General features: G+C 59.9%; 10 protein-coding genes. All 10 read right to left on the bottom strand.

The genetic code is table 11. The features are described 5' to 3' along the window. The 10 genes from RFM68_RS15375 to RFM68_RS15330 all read right to left on the bottom strand — a co-directional run bounded on the left by RFM68_RS15375 (position 1) and on the right by RFM68_RS15330 (position 17,631). The gene (locus tag RFM68_RS15375; protein WP_320233827.1) at positions 1-903 is read right to left on the bottom strand and encodes a hypothetical protein; all 903 of its coding nucleotides are present in this window, start codon (positions 901-903) and stop codon (positions 1-3) included. After that, complete coding sequence (locus RFM68_RS15370) at positions 893-1,447, bottom strand: hypothetical protein (protein WP_320233826.1); 555 nt, start codon at positions 1,445-1,447, stop codon at positions 893-895. The genes RFM68_RS15375 and RFM68_RS15370 overlap by 11 nt, the downstream gene beginning before the upstream one ends. Further along, positions 1,444-2,046: a type II secretion system protein GspM gene (gspM, locus tag RFM68_RS15365; RefSeq protein ID WP_320233825.1), complete on the bottom strand. Its 603-nt coding sequence runs from the start codon at positions 2,044-2,046 to the stop codon at positions 1,444-1,446. The genes RFM68_RS15370 and gspM overlap by 4 nt, the downstream gene beginning before the upstream one ends. A 4-nt stretch (positions 2,047-2,050) precedes the next feature. After that, positions 2,051-3,094 (bottom strand): PilN domain-containing protein, encoded by a 1,044-nt coding sequence (locus tag RFM68_RS15360; protein WP_320233824.1) that lies wholly within the window; start codon positions 3,092-3,094, stop codon positions 2,051-2,053. A gap of 494 nt (positions 3,095-3,588) precedes the next feature. After that, positions 3,589-4,251 carry a hypothetical protein gene (locus tag RFM68_RS15355; protein ID WP_320233823.1) on the bottom strand — a complete coding sequence of 221 codons (663 nt, stop codon included), beginning with the start codon at positions 4,249-4,251 and terminating at the stop codon, positions 3,589-3,591. A gap of 21 nt (positions 4,252-4,272) precedes the next feature. Beyond that, a complete protein-coding gene (locus RFM68_RS15350) occupies positions 4,273-8,364 on the bottom strand; it encodes an RHS repeat domain-containing protein (RefSeq protein WP_320233821.1) in 4,092 nt (1,363 codons plus the stop codon). Positions 8,365-8,687: 323 nt separating this feature from the next. Next, a complete protein-coding gene (locus tag RFM68_RS15345) occupies positions 8,688-10,448 on the bottom strand; it encodes a SpvB/TcaC N-terminal domain-containing protein (RefSeq protein ID WP_320233820.1) in 1,761 nt (586 codons plus the stop codon). Between the two features lie 452 nt (positions 10,449-10,900). Next, entirely contained in the window at positions 10,901-11,167 is a 267-nt protein-coding gene (locus tag RFM68_RS15340) for a transposase (RefSeq protein ID WP_320233819.1), read from the bottom strand. Between the two features lie 183 nt (positions 11,168-11,350). Continuing rightward, entirely contained in the window at positions 11,351-11,836 is a 486-nt protein-coding gene (locus tag RFM68_RS15335; RefSeq protein ID WP_320233818.1) for a hypothetical protein, read from the bottom strand. Then, the gene (locus RFM68_RS15330; RefSeq protein WP_320233817.1) at positions 11,833-17,631 is read right to left on the bottom strand and encodes an RHS repeat-associated core domain-containing protein; all 5,799 of its coding nucleotides are present in this window, start codon (positions 17,629-17,631) and stop codon (positions 11,833-11,835) included. The genes RFM68_RS15335 and RFM68_RS15330 overlap by 4 nt, the downstream gene beginning before the upstream one ends. Positions 17,632-18,133 lie beyond the last annotated feature (502 nt).

The following is an 18,133-nucleotide window of genomic DNA, read 5'->3' as shown; positions in this document are numbered from 1 at the left end:
CTAGCTCCAACGAGCCAATATCTGCGCCACGGCCGTGCCGAAAAGTCCATTGCAGCTGATGGTCGGCATCGTCGCAGCGGGGCCGCCGATATCAGCGGCGGGCATACGCGAGATCCGGATGAAGTCGGCGGTGGCCAGCACCGATTTCTCCACCACGAACCCGGCCTGGCCGGCGATGCCCGAGCCGTCGCGCCTGGCGGTGACTTCGACCGTATAGAGGCTACCGCCGTTCTTGTCCGGCTCGTTCGGCTGCTCATCCTGCGATGCTGTGTTGACGAAATTGCGCAGCTTTCTCGGCGCCTTGGCGACGACGATCGAGCCTTGCTTGAGATCGACGGTGAAGACATCATAGAGATCGCGCAACGGGATCGAGGCGAGCGCGGAAAACTCCTGCAGTTCCGACACCGATTCGAAAGCCGCGAACTTGTTTTGCGGCGGACCGAGTGGGGAGCGCGGCTGCGTGCCGGCGGCAAAGGCGTTGGGCGGATTTCTGAACGCGACGATGGCGTTGGCGATCTGGCCGGCCGTTTGCGGATCGAAGCCGAACGAGGCAAGGCCTTGCGCCAGCAACTGGTCGTTCGCGGCGTTGAGATCGATCAGGCCGCGGTGATCCTGGACGCGCAGGTCGAAGCTGAAATGCCCGGAATGGCAGAGCGCCGGCTCGGCATTTTGCGGCAGCCTGGCTGTCGCGGCGCCCTCGAACAGTTCGCCGGCCACGACATTGACCAGGCCATCGGCGACCATCGAGAGCCGCTGGTGCTCGCTCTCATTGCTGGCGATCATGAGCCGGCTCCGTGCAGTCAGCGCGAAGGGAACGACGATCGCCGAAACGATCAGCATGAAGACGAGCACGGCGACCAGCGCGAAGCCCGCATTGTTGTCGGCGGAGCGATCAAAGACCATCGCCGCCTCCGGCAGGAGTTGCGGGTGGCGCCGGCGGATAGAGCAGGATGCGGGCCGCCTTGCCGTCTCGTTGCAGGGTTGCCGCATCCTTGTCGACGGCCGAAACCGTCCAGCCGTCGACGGTTTCGCCGCTGCCATACCAATTGGCCTGCTCCGTGCCCGCGGCCTTGAGCAGCACTCGTGCGCCGGCGCCATTGATGCTGATGCCGAGCAGCGCCGGTGCGGGGGCAGGCGGCGCGCTCGCCACCGGCTGTGCCGGGGGGATGGGATCCGACGCCACTTGGGCCTGAGGCGCCCCTTCGGCGACGGGGATGAATTTGCGCCGCGTCGGCGTGAACAACGGACGCGCGAACGTCTCGGCAAAGCCGGTGCTGTCGGCCGCGGCCGGCAGACCCGTGGTGCCGGCCTGCAATTCGCGCATGTTGCGCTGCGCGGAAGGCGCTGTCGGCGAGATGTCGACCGGTGTTTCGTAGAGCGCGACATTGGTCAGCGCGAGCGCGCCCGCGGCAACACCAAGACCGAGCGCTGCAACGAGCCGGATCATGGCGCCGCCCCTGCCGTGGCTACGGCCATGCCTGGCGGCAGCGCGCCATAGAACAGCACCTCGGCAAAAATCTCAGGCTCGACATTGGGCGCTTCGGAAGGCACGACGTTGGTCACCCTCAAGGTGGCTTCGCGGACGAACAGCACCGGCAGCGTCGTTTCGAGGCTGAGCATGAAGCCATGCACGCCTTCCAGCGTTCCCGAGACGTTGGCGCGCAGGCCGAGATAGGCGACGCCATCCTCGTTGAGCGCGGGCGCGTTGCCGGCCGACAGAACCACCACCTTGTTCGCGGCGGCGATCGCATTCAGCCTTGTCTGCAGCCCGCCGCGAATGACCGCCTCGCTTTCGCCGGACAGGAACTCGCCATTGCTGGTGGCGGCAGCCGGCGGGGCCGAGGCTTCCATGGTTTTGGCCAGCGCCACGACGGCCTCGATCTGGCCCAGCGTTTCGCGCTTCTGGTCGATGTCGGCGCTGGCGGACGCGACGCTGCCCAGCGCAGCAAAAAGCAGCCAGCCGGCCGCCAGCGCACACACGGCGGCGATCGCCAGGGCCAGGGAGCGGCGGACCAGCAGCCGGCTGTTGAGGATCGCCGTCAGCATTGGCTCAGCGTTCCTCTACCTTGGCCGTGATGGTGAAGCGCTCGCCGGTCTGCCCGGGAACCCTGGTGACCGGCGAGGAGAATTCGGGCGCGGAAAACAGCGGCGAGGCGTCGATGGGCTGGATCAGGTCGGCGGCGGACGTGGCAAAGCCGGTGATCGTCAATTGGTCTCCCCTGGATGACAGATCGCTTACCCAGGCGCTGTCGGGCAAGAGCCGCGTCAACTCCGCCAGGATGCGCACCACCGAAACGGCGTTCTTCTTCTCGGTGCGCAGCTTTTCGGTCTGCTCGAGCTCGGCCTGGCGCTTCTGCAGTGAGGCCCGCGCCTTCCTGGCCTCGACCTGCGCGGTGGCGATCTCATCGTCGAGCACGCCGCCGGCCTGCCAGCTGCGCCATTGCGCATGGCCATAGGTGGCGGCAAGGCCAAGAAGGACAATTGCGAAGGCAGCGACCCAGGCGCGCCGCGCAAAGCGGTCCCGCGTCCGGGCGGGCCAGATCGCCGCCAGGCTGAGCGGGTCCGGCCGAAGGGTCTGCCCGGCATCGGCGATGATCAGCGAAGCGAGATTGCCGCCGACCGCCCGGATCGCATCAAGCGCCGCCGCCAGGGCTTTCTTCTTGACGACAAGGTAGAAGGAGCCGTCACCGGCCCCGTCGGTAAAGACGATATGGACCTGCGAAGGGTCGATTGGCGTCGAGGCCATCAGGTCGAGCTCGGCCATGTCTCGGGCCTGCCGCACCGGCAGCCGCCGCCCGCCGAGCTGCCGCTTCAGAATCAGAGCGCTGTCGATCCGGATCGCGACGGAGGGATGCCTGCGGCCGGCGCGTAGGAGTGTCGCGATCTCGTCCAAGGTGGCATCGAGCGGCAGCGGCGGCGATTGGAATTCCGGTCCGCCGACCGCATGCGCGCGGATGCCGTCATCGGCGAGGGTGATGGTGCTATCGGAAGGCTTTGGTTGTCTGGCGTTGGGGGCAAAGCTCGACCAGACGGCGCGAAGTTCATCGCACCACCAGTCGAAGCCATCCAGGACCCGTGCCTTATACGTCGCCATGACGCCCCACCCCGCACCCACGGCTGATTCTTGGGCCAAGTGTGCGTTTCGGACTTTATATCGGGTGTTGGAAGCGCGTGTGAAACAAGATGGGGTGGGTGGGATTAGTCACAGATTTTGTGGCGCGCCTAAAATTGCTGGGCCTATGTCCACAAGCGCAATCGCCTAGCGACGCCTAGCAGCCCGCTGCAAATGTCTGGCCCGCCGCGCGTGCATAGTGCCAGTATGGATACGATGAGCCCCGGCGAGTAAAGCGCAGCTGGGTAGCTTAAAGTGCACTGTCACCGCAATTCGTGAAAAACACTTTGGCCCGCTCATTGCCAACGTTGCGTGACGTGGTGCGGCAGACCGGGAACGACGCTGCGGGCAAGGCCAGCCATATGCTCAATCCCGGGGCGACGGGGCTTCGATCGCGACTATGATGGATAATTAGTGCACTGGCACCGTAATTCGGAGATGTTGACAATTGTCAAATATCGCAATCCTCACACATCTCAATGTTGCGATTTAGATTTCTTCCACGCCGCGTATCTTTCGTCTCTACCCTCTTCAAAAAGGATGGTGTCGATAATAAAGCTATCTTCTTCACATAATTCCTTTCTAAATTGAGCGATTTTTTCCCCTGCACGGAGTCGCGCGACAATTCTCAGGCCCCGATTTGCGCGATCCGCACTTGCATCGGTCCAAAATTTGTTGCTGAGCGGATTAGGGAACCTGGGCTCCACCCTGCCAGCGCCCGACTTAACCACCAATGTGAAGTCCTCAAAGTTATCTACAGAGGTGCTCACCGCCCACTTAATGGCTGTTACTCTTACATAGAGATCTAGATCCTGAAAGCATTTAGCTAGCGCATTGGCAATCGACGAATCATAAAACCTAGAGGTGATCATGTATGCTACGAAAGCGCGCCGGCAAGCGGCCATTGGGTCGCTTGCCAATTGCGTCACTGCGTCCGTCAAATCTTCAACCGCCACCCCTAATTCGCCCAGGTAATACGCTCCTCGAAGGCGTTTGGGGGTGCTTTCGGATTTGAGGAGTCTTATCAACGTACTTAGCTCAATCCCCCTTCTCCACTTTTGCAAGAGAAGGCCTTTTTCATGCAGGGATTTTTCCTGTGAAATTTCGTCAGCTCCTACCTTGTCGCTTTTTTTGTTCATAGGTTCTTCGATTGCCGGCAGCTACTGGTCAATCTTCCCTGCGTGATCTCCGACGCCGCCCTTATTACCATTGTCGGTGCCGGTTTGCGCGTCTGCTCCTTCTCCTGAATCGTCGGTTCCGTGACGGCTATTATGTCCATAATTATGTTCTTTCATATCTCGGCGCCGTTCCCTCTCAGGTTCCAGAACATGATCGATCCAAGTTTGCTCTTTGTCTATTCGCCTCTCATGATCTGCAACGACCACCGGATCTTGATCGCCGAACATGTTTTCCTCCGCTCGCTGCTCGATGCTGCCGTTTACTCTATCAATTGTCTTATCCAGCTGCTCGTCCGTTACATCGATAGGAACATGGTTTATGAAGTCCTCGTCCTTTAATTTCTTTCCGTCGTATTCCTCTCCAAGGTATCCGATATCATATTGATCAGGCCTGCGGCTTTCAACGACAGCGGGAGCGTTCGATGGTAGCGGCGCGGTCAGCATGTTCAAAAACGCTCCGAGACCTTGAGCTCGAGCATTTGGTGTTTTTGTCAGCATCTGCCCGAAACTTCTGACAGATTTTTCCAAAGATGCTTTGCAATCCCCGCAGTCTTGAAAGGCTTTATTTAGCATTACCCCGCCAGCTATGGTCGAATCGTCTGGGCCAGGTATTACAAACTGATGCCCATTCGGATCGCTCTTATTGACGGGATCGTTGAGGGCATACGCATACCGATTGGTACCAACGCCCGCCTTGGTCGGATCCCAGTCATCGGGCGAGATGAACCTTCCGATCACCGGATCCATGTACCTGGCATTGAGATAGAGCAGCCCGGTCTCGGGATCGAAGCGCTCGCCGATATAGCTCTTCTGCGTCTGGAAGCCAGAGTTGAGGCGTTCGCCATAGGTGGCGTAGTTGGTGGCTTCAGTGATGGCGCCTGAGGCGTCGGTGACCATGCGCACCGAGGCGAGGTGATCGCGGTGCAGGAAGTATTTTGCTCCCCCGACCACTTTGATATCGGGATGCGGATAGCGGGTGTAGATCTCCGCGCCCGGCGTTGCCGGATCAATCTCGATGGAAGCGTTGGGGTAGAGCGTGGTGGCGAAGGTTGAAGCCTTTTTTACCCGCGCGCCGTCAGGACCATAGGTGAGGTTGACGGTGTTGGAGGCAAGCGTGACAGTCTTCAGCCGATTGGCCTCGTCCCAGGTCAGCGTGCGGCTGCCGTCCGAGGTCAGATTGCCGTTGGCGTCATAGGCTAGTGTCTTGGCGCCGACGGAAGTCGGCGCATGCGGCCTTGGCGCGCTCGCCGCTGGATATGTGTAGGTGCCGGCAACACGGCTGCGCGAGACCATGTTGTCGTTGGCGGCATAGACAAAGGTTTCGTCGAGCGTGTTGTCGCCGAGATTGTCGGACGAGGTCAGCCGGTCGGCATTGTCGTAGCCATAGGTCCAGCTGTCGGAAGCCGTCAGCCCCGTCGTGCCGGTGATGCGGCCAACGTTGTCACGCGCATACTGATCGTCGAGCAGGACGGTTGCGCCCCTCGAGGTGGTGACCCGCGTCACCCAGCGGCGGGTGGGCGAGTAGGTGAAGGCGGTCTTCACGCCATTGGCGTAGTTGATCTCCCTTGTCTGCCCATCGGCCTCGTAGAGCGTCGCGGTGATGAAGCCAGAGGCCGAGGCAAGCTTGTTGCCGGCGGTGTATTGCAGCGGTGCGGCTGCCGTGCCGAAGTCGAGCTGCACCGGCAGGTATTGCGTCGCGATCGGCTGTCCTGAGGTATCGCGGGTGGTGATGGTGGTGTGGGTCAGCGTGCCGACGGTGGCGTCCTGGCGCGCCACCTTGCCGAAGCCGTCATATTTGTAGCTCTGCGTGGCCGCTGGATTGGCCGAGGTGGTGAGCTGGCCGATGTTGTAGGAGCCGGCTGCCGCCTGATCGTAGGTGTTCTGGGTCAGCGTGACGGCGCTGCCGCCGGACGCCGTTGCCGTCTTCAGCGTCAGCCGGTCCATCTGGTCGTAGCTGAGCGCTGTCACCGTGCCCCTGGCATCGGTCTGGCTGACCAGCCGATTGGCGGCATCATAGACATAGGACCAGGTGCCGAGATCGGGATCCGTCGCCGACAGCCGGTTGCCTTGCATGTCGTATGCGTAAGACCAGTTCGAGCCGCCGGGATCGGTCACCCCGGTCAGCCGGCCAAGCGCGTCATAGCTGCGAGCCTCACCGAGATTGAGACCGCCATTGTCCCGAACGATGCCGGCGATATCGCCATGCGTCGTCCAGGCCGTGCGGGTCTGATGGCCAAGCTCGTCGGTCATCGTCGTGCCGTTGAGCCGCGGGTTGACGAGGTCGACCGTGGCCAAATTGTACACATAGCTGCGCTGGCTCGTATCCGGATTGACAGTCAGCACCAGCCGGTCGGCCCAGTCATAGCTGTTGGTGGTCCACTGCGCGGTATCGCCGACAAAGCGCGGGAAAGCGGTGCGCAAAACATTGGAGCGCAAATCATAATCGGTGTCGGCAATGCGCCTGGCGCCGGCCGCCGTGTCGCCGGGCGTCTCGACCCGATAGACCCGGCCAAGCCCGTCATAATAGGACCGGGTGAAATCCTCGCCGGCACCATTGGGCAGCGGCGTGTATTTGACCAGCGCCTGGGTTGCCGGATTGCCTTCGTTCTCGAAGCGCGTCTTGGCATAGGCGCCAGTGACGCTCTGCGACACCTGATAAGGCCGGCAGAATGCATCGTAGACAAACGTCTTCACCAGGCCGTTGAGATCGGTCTTGGTCGCCGGCAGGCCGCAGACCGCATTGAAGGTCGCGGTCGACACGAAGCGGATGTCGGCGCTCTGGCCGCCGGTGGCAAAATAGCGCGGCGCCCGCTCCGTCACCGGATAAAGGTGATAGGTCGCGTCAAAATCCCACTCGGTTCTGTGGCCGAGGCTGTTCGCGGCCGAGATCCTGTTGCCGAAGCTGTCATAGGCAAAATACTGGTAACTCGCTTTCGCCGGGGTCGAGTAATAGTCGCTGTAGGATCGCACCTGGGTCAGGTTGCCCTTGACTGGCGGCGCTGCGTCGGCTTGGCCATCGTAGCTGCTTTCAATCACGCTGATCCATGGGAAAGAGCCATCGAAGCCGGCCGCCATAGCGACCGAGCGCGGCAGCGAGACGATATAGGCCGAGGTGTTCGGCGCGAACCATCGGGCCGTACGGACCTCGTCGCCGCTGATATCGGTGCGGCCGTAGTCATCCTGGGTGGTGATATTATTGTAGGCATCGAAATAGCGCACGACCCTGAGCGTGCGCGACACATTCTCGATCAGAGTCGTATCGGTCGCCGTGTTCTGCACCGTGTAAGGCTTGCTTGCCGTGTTGACGGCATAGGTCTCGGCGACTTGTTTGTGCACGACACCCGCGCCATCCTTCCACACCGTCAGCGACGGCAGGCCGTAGCTGGCAAGATCCTGGCGATAGGTGGTCGCCACCGTCGAGGGCGCCGTCTCGCCATTGGCCAGCGGCCTGGTCTCGACGATCGAAGAGAAGCCCAAAAACTTGCGCGCCGCCGGATCGTATTTGCCCCCGGCATACTTATAGGTGCTCACCGCCGTCTGGCCGCGCCCGTCGCTCACCGACAGTTTTGTGACCGCATGCACGACCTGCGGCAGATAATCGTTCGTCCAGGTCGAGGACGGCGAATACTCGACCGCGACCGTGCCGCCGAGCTCGGTGACGATCTGCTTCACCAGGTTCGGATTGCCCGTGCCCGCGTTCGAGATGAACATGTGGCTGTAATCGGTGAAATCCGGCAGACCGTCGCCGTTGAAATCGCCGACAACGGTTCCGGCCGTTATGGATGAAGGCAGTGTGAACTGCACCGGCGTCATCGCCGTTGACGAAGGGCGCAGCGAGAATACCTTTACTGGGCCGGTTCGAGGTTGCCCCGGTATAATCGTTCCACCGATGGTGATGACGGAGGCCTTGCCACTGTTGTCGAAGTCGCGGACGACCGCCGAGGTGCCAGCCATCGGAGAAACCGTGTAGCTCTTGAAACCAGACCCGGTCGAAAGCCAAAGGCCAATGATGTCGTAAACACCATCAAAGCGGAAGATGTCCGAGGCACCGTCGCCATTGATGTCGGCGACCACACAAGTACCGTCGCCCGAGTAAGATGTCCAAGGACAGCCGATTGCGAACGATGCTCCGCTTGGCTGCCACGTGCCGTTTGAAAGTGTGGCCTTTCTTATCGTTCCGCCGCTGCCCGAGAAGAACGGCTGCTGATGGCCATTGCCAAGAAAGTCGCCGGTCCCGAGACCGAAAGCGCCCGAACCATTGGCATTTACCGAATCAAGCCCATCGCCGTCACCGTCGGCCAATGAGGAATCAGGTGACGACCCCCCCGAAGGAGCGCCTGGCAGTCCATCACAAACAGCTTGATATCCCGTCGGCGCGGTTGTGCAGAGAGTTTTTGTTAGAGACAACGCGGGATCGGTCTGAATAATCGACTTACGAGCATTATACGTAACACGTCCGGTCGCCCGTTCGTAGTGCTTGTTATTACAGAGTCGGCAAAGTCGACTGTATTTTTTGAGGCAATAAATCGACCTTGGCGAGAAAATTTGTAATCTGGAGAGCTGTTTGAGCCGTCTACAGGATAAGAGAAAGAATCAACAAGCAGTGAAACAGTTCCAGAAAGCGACCCGTTTGAGTTGAACTTATATATATACTTTGTTCTATCAAACCAGTTGGTCGGGCTGCCATCGTGACCACCGCTCGTCTGATACTGGCGCACATTGTCACCGAAAATCTCATCTCGGCCGTCAGCATCCAAATCGCCGACCTGTTTTGGCGCATATTGCGAGGGGGCGCCATTCACTGTCGCGTAGACGCCATCGGTATTCTGATAGGTCATCTGGGCGATGATCTTGGATGTGCCGCCGGTGATGGTGCCGTCGGGTGTGCCGACTGCATCGGTGCCGTAGCGGGTGACTTGGGTCAGCCGCGAGGTATTGGAGAACGGCGCCTGGTCGTAGGTGAGCATGTAGGCGCTCCGGATCGAAGGCCCGACCAGCACGCCGATGCTCTTGATGCGCTGGCTGGTCTCGGAGATGTCGCGGCCATTGCCCATCAGGATCATGTCCGGACGGGTCTCGTAGTAGAACTGGATGCTGGCGCCGTTATAGGTGATGCTTGCCGGATAGCAGGTTGGGCTTGCCGGGCAGGTGTAGCTGTAGGTGACGGTGTTGCCGTTGGTGTCGGTGACAGAGGTCAAGAGCCAGCGATAGCTGAAGGCAAGATCATAGGCCGGCGTGCCGGCCGCCGGATTGAGGTTGGCGACCGCGCCCACCGAGCGGAAGGTCGAGACCGTGCCGTCCCTGTCGGTCACCTTCCATTCGTTGGTTGTGCTGTTCAGCGCAATGCGACGGTAGCTTTCGTTCTCGGTCGCATGCGTGCCGCCGGTCGAGCAGGATGGCGAGACCATGCCGGCGACGCAGGCGACCATGGCCTGGCCGTCGAGCAGAAAAATGTCGTTGGCATCATAGGCCGGCATGCCGTAGCCGGGCGTGGCCCGCTCGATGACATCAAAACCGTCGAGACCCCAGGCATAGCCCAGCCAGCCCTGGTAGAGCCCGCCGAGCTTGGTCTTGCGCGAGGAGTTGTAGTTGAGCGCGATCTGCGGCTCGATGCCGTGGAAGGCAGGAGCGTCGATGGCGATCGAATAGCCGAGATTGCCGTTGCCGGCGGCTTTGGGCAGATCCACCTTCGGCGTGCCGATCGCTTCAGGATCGCCGCTGGTGGTGGTGGTTGTTGCCGCGGCCGTGGCGGTGCTCTCCGTCCCAGGGGCAGCCTGGCCATCGGGGGTCGTTGTTGCCGCCGCGTCGGTGGTTGCTGTCGCATCTTTCGTCTGGGTCGTCGTCGGTTGGGCGCCGACCGTCGCCGCCTGGTCCGGCGCCGGCTGACCGGCCGACGATCCCGCCGTCGCGCTGGTCGCAGAGGTCGATGTCGCGCCGCCCGGCTGACTCGAAGGCGCAGTGCCGCCGCCACCCGATCCCAGCGCCGCGCCGCCATTGCCAAGACCATTTGCCGGCGTAGCTGTATTGCCTGACGAATCTTGCGCCTGCTGGGCAAGCGCTACTATGCCTTCGCTTCCCCTAATATAAGAGACTGCAGAAACATCCGCGCCAACGACGCCAGCGGCAAGCACTGCCGCCCAAACAAGCAACCGCTTCATGAAAACCCCCGAGCAAGCTGCCTATCGATACTCAATCAGCGATTATCGGATATGACACAACTCAGTCACAATTCACTTATCCACAGAGTTATTTGGTTGCGGTTGAACAACGCGTGAGATGTCAAAAAGACCGCAAAGCTCCAGGAGCGACCGATTACGCCGGACAGCGCTGTATTTTTAGCGCAGCGCGGCAAACGTCCGAGTCACTGCCCGATCGAAAATACGATCGCAGGAATCCGTGGCGACAAAATCCGATTCGGCCACCGTGGATGATGGATAAATGGTGGCTCGGTGAAGATCGCCGCCCGAGCGTCTCTCGAACCGACTATGGGCGAGCCGCGATGGGGGCGGGGGTGGTTAGTCACAGGTTTGTGGGGGCTCCCATCAACCGAATATGCATCTCGCCATTGCGCCGCGACGGGGCGATGGCGTTAGGTCAAATAAGTGCAGTGTCACCGTAATTCCGCGTAGATGTGATGTACCTTGGCGAGTGCGCGCCGCACGCCGTCGGCATCGGCCGGCGTCAGGATCAGATGCACGTGGTTCGGCATCAGGCACCATCCCCAGATGCCGACATCGGCAAGCCGGCAATGCTCGACCAGCAGGTCTTTGTAGAGCGTGTAGTCTTCAGGCTCGAAAAAAACCCTGGCGCGTCCATTGCCACGTTGCGTGACGTGATGCGGCAGACCGGGAACGACGATGCGGGCAAGGCGAGCCATATACTCGATCCAGGGCGACGGGCTCGATCGCAACTATGATGGATAATTATTGCACTGTCACCGTAATTCATCGAAAAATAAGTGCACTGTCACCGTAATTCGACGCATTTTGACGCATTTTGGGAAAGCAAGGCGAAACCGGCCGATCAAAAAGGGCGCTGCCACGTAATTTCCTAAGTTAAATTACACCCTTCTTACCAAATAGATTCCATTAGTGAACTCCCATTCGTTCGTCATTGAAAGTCGATCTCTGAACGACCTGAAGATAGCCAACACGCCAGATTTTTCCAATTGACTTAATACCTCGATTGGTCGCCTATATTCCTCAGATTCATTTCCAAATATATCATCTTCAAAAATGACATAAACTGCCGGAGGTTCTTCAGGTTTTCCTAAAAATGAAAGTAATTCTTCATTCCACATCTTCAGGTCAGCCGTCACCGAGAGCGGAATAAAAACCACTATAAACTTTACCCCACTTAGATGGAATGATTCTGATATGTATCCCGATATTTCGGCAATCAGCTCTATGGAATAATTTAGTATCTCGTTTCTGGAGTATTTGTCAGGACTATAATCTATAAATTCATCAAAATGTGTTGACTTAATCTTGCTGCCAGAGCTCAGCTCTTGAGCAAGCCATCTGTGGACGCTACTTTTTCTAATCATGGCAGATTCCAACCGTGCGTGCCAAGCCAGCCTTTGACTGCTTTCGACAACTCGCTAAACCCATGTTTCCAGCTACCATCTATATTCAAGGCCGACCCATCTTTGAAGTGAACATGTGTCTGTTCACCTGTGACTTTTCCGATATCGACACGTTCAACTTCTCTTGGGGCTTTCCCCGTTTTGATTTCTTTATTCATTTGGTTCGGCGACGCATTCAGTACATTCGCCCGAGCCTCTGCAAAATCCTTGGTGCCATCGGCCGCCAGAGCAGCACCCGCCGCTGTTGCAGCAATTGCAGCCGGAGCGACGGCCGGCGTCGCAACCCCTCCGGTTCCTCCTTCAGCAACTCCACCGACAACTGCCGTGCCACCAATAACCACCGACCCGCCGGTAACTTTGGCCACTCCAGACCATGTTTTCGGCTCCCGCGCCATCTTTTTCGCGAAGTCCCAATTGTCACCAATATAGGCTCGAACTTTTTCTCCAGCTTGGTATGCGCTACTCTGATTGTTGGCAGAGTCATTTCCTCCACCTAGCCCAAGTAGACCGCCCAGAAAATCCCTGACCGAGGTGATACTCGGCGTTGAGGACACAGACAAATGCCCATTCGGATCACTCTTGTTGATCGGATCATTCAGCGCATATGCATACCGATTTGTGCCAACACCCTGTTTGGTCGGATCCCAGTCATCGGGCGATATAAACCGCCCCAGCACCGGATCCATGTACCGCGCATTGAGATAGAGCAGTCCGGTCTCTGGATCGAAGCGCTCGCCGATATAGGATTTTTGCGTCTGGAAGCCGGTGTTGAGGCGTTCGCCATAGGTGGCGTAGTTGGTTGCCTCGGTGACGGCGCCGGTGCTGTCGGTGACCATGCGCACCGAGGCCAGATGATCGCGATGCAGGAAGTATTTTGCTCCTCCGACCACCTTGATGTCGGGATGCGGATAGCGGGTGTAGATTTCTGCTCCCGGTGTCGCCGGATCGATCTCGACCGAGGCGTCGGGATAGAGCGTGGTGGCGAAGGTTGAGGCCTTCTTCACTCGCGCGCCGTCGGGGCCATAGGTGAGGTTGACGGTGTTGGAGGCGAGGCTGACGGTCTTGAGCCGGTTGGCCTCGTCCCAGGTCAGCGTGCGGCTGCCGTCCGAGGTCAGATTGCCGTTGGCGTCATAGGCCATCGTGTTGGCGCCGACCGAGGTTGGCGCATGCGGTCTTGCTGCAGTCGCCGCTGGATATGTGTAGGTGCCGGCAACACGGCTGCGCGATGTCATGTTGTCGTTGGCGGCATAGACAAAAGTCTCGTCGAGCGTGTTGTCGCCGAGATTGTCGGACGAGGTCAGCCGGTCGGCATTGTCATAGCCATAGGTCCAGCTGTCGGAAGCCGTCAGCCCCGTCGTGCCGGTGATGCGGCCGAGATTGTCGCGGGCATACTGGTCGTCGAGCAGCACGGTTGCGCCCCTCGAGGTGGTGACACGTGTCACCCAGCGCCGTGTCGGCGAATAGGTGAAGGCGGTCTTGACGCCATTGGCGTAGGTGATCTCCCTAGTCTGGCCATCGGCCTCGTAGAGCGTCGAGGTGATGAAGCCGGGGGCCGAGGCAAGCCTGTTGCCTGCCGTGTATTGCAACGGCGCGGCCGCAGTGCCGAAGTCGAGCTGCACCGGCAGATACTGTGTGGCGATCGGCTGTCCAGAGGCATCGCGGGTGGTGATGGTGGTGTGGGTCAGCGTGCCGATGGTGGCATCCTGCTTCGCGACCTTGCCGAAGCCGTCATATTTGAAGCTCTGCGTGGCCGCTGGATTGGTCGAGGTGGTGAGCTGGCCGATGTTGTAGGAACCGGCAGATGGCTGGTCGTAGGTGTTCTGGGTCAACGTCACCGCACTGCCGCCCGAAGCCGTTGCCGTCTTCAGCGTCAGCCGGTCCATCTGGTCGTAGGCGAGATTGGTGACGGTGCCCCTGGCATCGGCCTGGCTGATGAGCCGGTTGGCGGCATCGTAGACGTAGGACCAGGTGCCGAGATCGGGATCGGAGGCCGACAGCCGGTTGCCGAGCATGTCGTAGCTGTAGGACCAGCTCGAGCCGCCGGGATCTGTCACGCCGATCAGCCGGCCAAGCACGTCGTAGCTGCGCGTCTCCATCAGGCCGAGGCCGCCGATGTCGCGCACGATGACGGCGATATCGCCATGTGTCGTCCAGGCCGTCCGGGTCTGGTGCCCAAGCTCGTCGGTCATCGTCGTGCCGTTGAGCCGCGGGTTGACGAGGTCGACGGTGGCCAAATTGTACGCATAGTTGCGCAGGCTCGTATCTGGATTGACGGTCAGCACCGGCCGATCCGACCAGTCATAGCTATTGGTGGTCCACTGCGCGGCATCACCGACAAACCTTGGGAAGGCGGTGCGAAGCACATTGGAACGCAGATCATAGTCGGTATCGGCAATGCGCCTTGGCCCTGCCGCCGTCTCTCCGGGCGTCTCGACGCGGTAGACCCGGCCAAGCCCGTCATAATAGGAGCGGGTGAAGTCTTCGCCGGCGCCCCCACTCGCCCCGTTGGGGAGCGGCGTGTACTTGACCAGCGCCTGCGTCGCCGGATTGCCTTCGTTCTCGAAGCGCGTCTTGGCATAGGCGCCTGTGACGCTCTGCGAGATTTGGTAGGGCCGGCAGAAGGGATCGTAAGTAAAAGTCTTCACCAGGCCGTTGGGATCGGTCCTGGTCGCCGGCAGGCCGCACACGGCATTGAAGGTCGCGCTCGAGACGAAGCGCGTATCGGCAGTTTGACCGCCGGTGGCAAAATACCGCGGCGCCCGCTCCGTTACCGGATAGAGGTGATAGGTCGCGTCATAATCCCACTCGGTTCTGTGGCTGAGGCTGTTCGCGGCCGAGACCTTGTTGCCGTAGTTGTCATAGGCAAAATACTGGTAAGTCGCTTTCGCCGGGGTCGAGTAATAGTCGCTGTAGGATCGCACCTGGGTCAGGTTGCCCTTGGCTGGCGGCGCTGCGTCGGCTTGGCCATCGTAGCTGCTTTCAACCACGCTGATCCACGGGAAAGAGCCATCAAAGCCGGCCGCCATAGCGACCGAGCGCGGCAGCGAGACGATATAGGCCGAGGTGTTCGGCGCGAACCATCGGGCCGTACGGAGCTCGTCGCCGCTGATATCGGTGCGGCCGTAGTCATCCTGGGTGGTGATATTATTGTAGGCATCGAAATAGCGCACGACCCTGAGCGTGCGCGACACATTCTCGATCAGAGTCGTATCGGTCGCCGTGTTCTGCACCGTGTATGGTTTGCTCGCGGTGTTGACGGCATAGGTCTCGGCGACCTGCTTGTGCACGACGCCCGCGCCATCCTTCCATACCGTCAGCGACGGCAAGCCATAGCTCGCCAGATCCTGGCGATAGGTGGTCGCCACCGTGGGTGCAGCCGTCTCGCCATTGGCTAAAGGCTTGGTCTCGACGATCGAGGCGAAACCCAAAAACTTGCGCGCCGCCGGATCGTATTTGCCGCCGGAATAGGCATATGTGCTCACCGCCGTCTGGCCGCGGCCGTCGCTCACCGACAGTTTTGTGACCGCATGCACAACCTGCGGCAGGTAGTTGTTCGTCCAGGTCGAGGACGGCGAATACTCGACCGCGACCGTGCCGCCGAGTTCGGTGGTGATCTGCTTCACAAGATTCGGATTGCCGGTGCCGGCGTTCGAAACGATCATATGGCTGTAATCGGTAAGGTCTGGCAGACCATCGCCGTTGAAGTCACCGATGACCTTTCCGACCGATCCCAGCCAAGCGGGTCGCGGAAGGCCTACCGCTGTGTAGGCCGTAGAGGACGGCTGCAGGGAGTAGACCTTGATCAGACGGACGTCGTCGCTCGGGATCTGAACGTCGACTTGAACGTCACCGCTCAGGGTGAAGATGTCGGCTTTTCCGTCGTTGTCGAAATCTCGAAGGATGGCAAGGCCACCCAACACGGTTGCGCCCGAATAACTTTTGAAACCTTTGCCGGTCGACAAATAGACTTTGGCTTCGTCAGCACCTGCCCTGTATCTGATGAGATCCGTCGCGCCATCGCCATTGATGTCAGCAAGAACACAGGAGCCGGGATTCGTATTGTTGTCAAATTGGCAGTTGATGTCGAACGACGAGCTGCCCTTCTTGACAACGGTGCTCAGAAATAGCGGTTGTTGCCGGCCATTGCCGAGGAAGTCGCCTACAGCAATGGTCGACGTTCCGAATGTTGAACCGCCGTTCTCAACGGTATCGAGGCCATTGCCGTCTATGTCCGCAACGAACCTCTGCGGGGCAGGCTGACTCACGGCGGTATAATGCGGCAAGGCATCGCAGACAGATTGGTAACCTGCGGGTGGTGTCGGGCTGCAAGGCACCTTTGTCAGCGCCAGTTGGGCATCCGTGAGCACGAGCTCGGAAGTTGCAGAGTAGCTGCACACGTCGCCGTTTTGAGTGCTGTGACAGGACTTGCTGGTCGAGTACTGCGGAAAATCGATTGTATTCTTCGTTGCAAGGAACCGCCCTGAATCGACATATTTTGGATTCAGTTCCTCTGGCGGTGGTGTGGTGCCAAACGTATCAGTCACCGTCGTATTGGTAGCTATGAAGAGACTCTTCGTATCGGACGGCGAGCCATTAGCATCGAATTTTATGATCCTCCGATATCTTTGTTTTGTCGTCTGCGTGTGAGTCGTGTGATCCCCGCCATATACGCTTTCAGTCGCTTCGGAGTATTCGCCGAAGACCTCGTCTCGGCCATCGAAATTAAGGTCACCCACCTCCTTTGGGTTGTTATATTTTGGGCTGTCGCCGCTGGAATGGGCCAAGTGCTCATACATGGGCATATTGACGGTGGTATAGTTCCAGCCCGCATTCTGATAAGTCATCTGGGCGATGACCTTGGACGTCCCGCCGGTGATGGTGCCATCTGCGGCGATGGTGGCGTCGGTGCCATAGCGGGTGACCTGGGTGAGGCGCGAGGCGTTGGAGAACGGCGCCTGGTCGTAGGTGAGCTTGTAGGCGCTGCGCACCGCGCCCGAGACCGTGGCGCTGATCGTCTTGATGCGCTGGCTGGTCTCGGAGATGTCGCGGCCATTGCCCATCAGGATGAGGTCGGGACGGGTCTCGTAGTAGAACTGGATGCTGGCGCCGTTATAGGTGATCGCAGCCGGGTAGCAGGTTGGGCTGGCCGGGCAGGTGTAGCTGTAGGTGACCGTGTTGCCGTTGGTGTCGGTGACCGAGGTCAAGAGCCAGCGGTAGCTGAAGGCCAGGTCATAGGCCGGCGTGCCGGCGGCCGGGTTGAGGTTGGCGACAGCACCGACAGAGCGGAAGGTCGAGACCGTGCCGTCCCTGTCGGTCACCTTCCATTCATTGGTGGTGCTGTTCAGCGCGATGCGGCGATAGCTTTCGTTCTCCGTCGCATGCGTGCCGCCGGTCGAGCAGGACGGCGAGACCATGCCGGCAACGCAGGCAACCATCGCCTGGCCGTCGAGCAGGTAGATGTCGTTGGCATCATAGGCCGGCATGCCATAGCCGGGCGTTGCCCGCTCGATGACGTCGAAACCGTCGAGCCCCCAGGCATAGCCGAGCCAACCCTGGTAGAGGCCGCCGAGCTTGGTCTTGCGCGAGGAATTGTAGTCGAGCGCGATCTGCGGCTCGAAGCCGTGGAAGGCCGGGGCATCTATGGCGATCGAATAGCCCAGATTGCCATTGCCTGCGGCCTTTGGCAGATCGACCTTAGGCGTGCCGATCGCCTCGGGATCGCCGCTTGTGGTGGTGGTCGTGGTCGTAGCCGCCATTGTCTGAGCGGCAGGCTCTTCGGGAGCCGCCTCGCTATCGCCAGTCTTGGCGGCCGTCCCGGTATCCGTCTGATCGCCACTGGCTGCAGTTGCACCAGCAGGGCTGGTCCCAACCTTGGCCGCCTCGTCCGGAGTACCAGTTACTTGACCGGTGCCGGGCGCGACCCCAGTCGACAGAGTATCGTTCGAGGACGGCCCAGATGTCGTACCTCCGCTGAAGCCTTGGCTGCTGCCCGAACCAAATCCAGCACCGCCATTGCCTAAACCATTTGCCGACGAAGATGTATTGCCGGACGGGCTTTGCGTCTCTTGCGCAAACGCTACCGCGTCCGCACTTCCGCTAATATAAGAGACAACAGAAACATCCGCGCCGACAACGCAAGCGGCAAGCACAGCCGCGCCAACAAGCAACCGCTTCATGAGACCCCCGAGCCAAGTTGCTTATCGATACTCGACCCGCACTCATGCGATACGACACCGGATCGTCACAATTCACTTATCC

Origin of the sequence: Mesorhizobium montanum, assembly GCF_033977145.1 — a bacterium.
In the GTDB taxonomy this organism is placed as follows: Bacteria; Pseudomonadota; Alphaproteobacteria; order Rhizobiales; family Rhizobiaceae; genus Mesorhizobium; species Mesorhizobium montanum.
The sequence above is the reverse complement of the archived record's forward strand: the minus strand, read 5'-3'. Positions and strand labels throughout refer to the sequence as shown.

Excerpts from the sequence above, each read along its gene's own strand:
- RFM68_RS15375 (WP_320233827.1), bottom strand. The coding sequence starts at position 903 with ATGGTCTTTGATCGCTCCGCCGACAACAATGCGGGCTTCGCGCTGGTC.
- RFM68_RS15370 (WP_320233826.1), bottom strand. The coding sequence starts at position 1,447 with ATGATCCGGCTCGTTGCAGCGCTCGGTCTTGGTGTTGCCGCGGGCGCG.
- gspM (WP_320233825.1), bottom strand. The coding sequence starts at position 2,046 with ATGCTGACGGCGATCCTCAACAGCCGGCTGCTGGTCCGCCGCTCCCTG.
- RFM68_RS15360 (WP_320233824.1), bottom strand. The coding sequence starts at position 3,094 with ATGGCGACGTATAAGGCACGGGTCCTGGATGGCTTCGACTGGTGGTGC.
- RFM68_RS15355 (WP_320233823.1), bottom strand. The coding sequence starts at position 4,251 with ATGAACAAAAAAAGCGACAAGGTAGGAGCTGACGAAATTTCACAGGAA.
- RFM68_RS15345 (WP_320233820.1), bottom strand. The coding sequence starts at position 10,448 with ATGAAGCGGTTGCTTGTTTGGGCGGCAGTGCTTGCCGCTGGCGTCGTT.
- RFM68_RS15340 (WP_320233819.1), bottom strand. The coding sequence starts at position 11,167 with ATGGCTCGCCTTGCCCGCATCGTCGTTCCCGGTCTGCCGCATCACGTC.
- RFM68_RS15335 (WP_320233818.1), bottom strand. The coding sequence starts at position 11,836 with ATGATTAGAAAAAGTAGCGTCCACAGATGGCTTGCTCAAGAGCTGAGC.
- RFM68_RS15330 (WP_320233817.1), bottom strand. The coding sequence starts at position 17,631 with ATGGCGGCTACGACCACGACCACCACCACAAGCGGCGATCCCGAGGCG.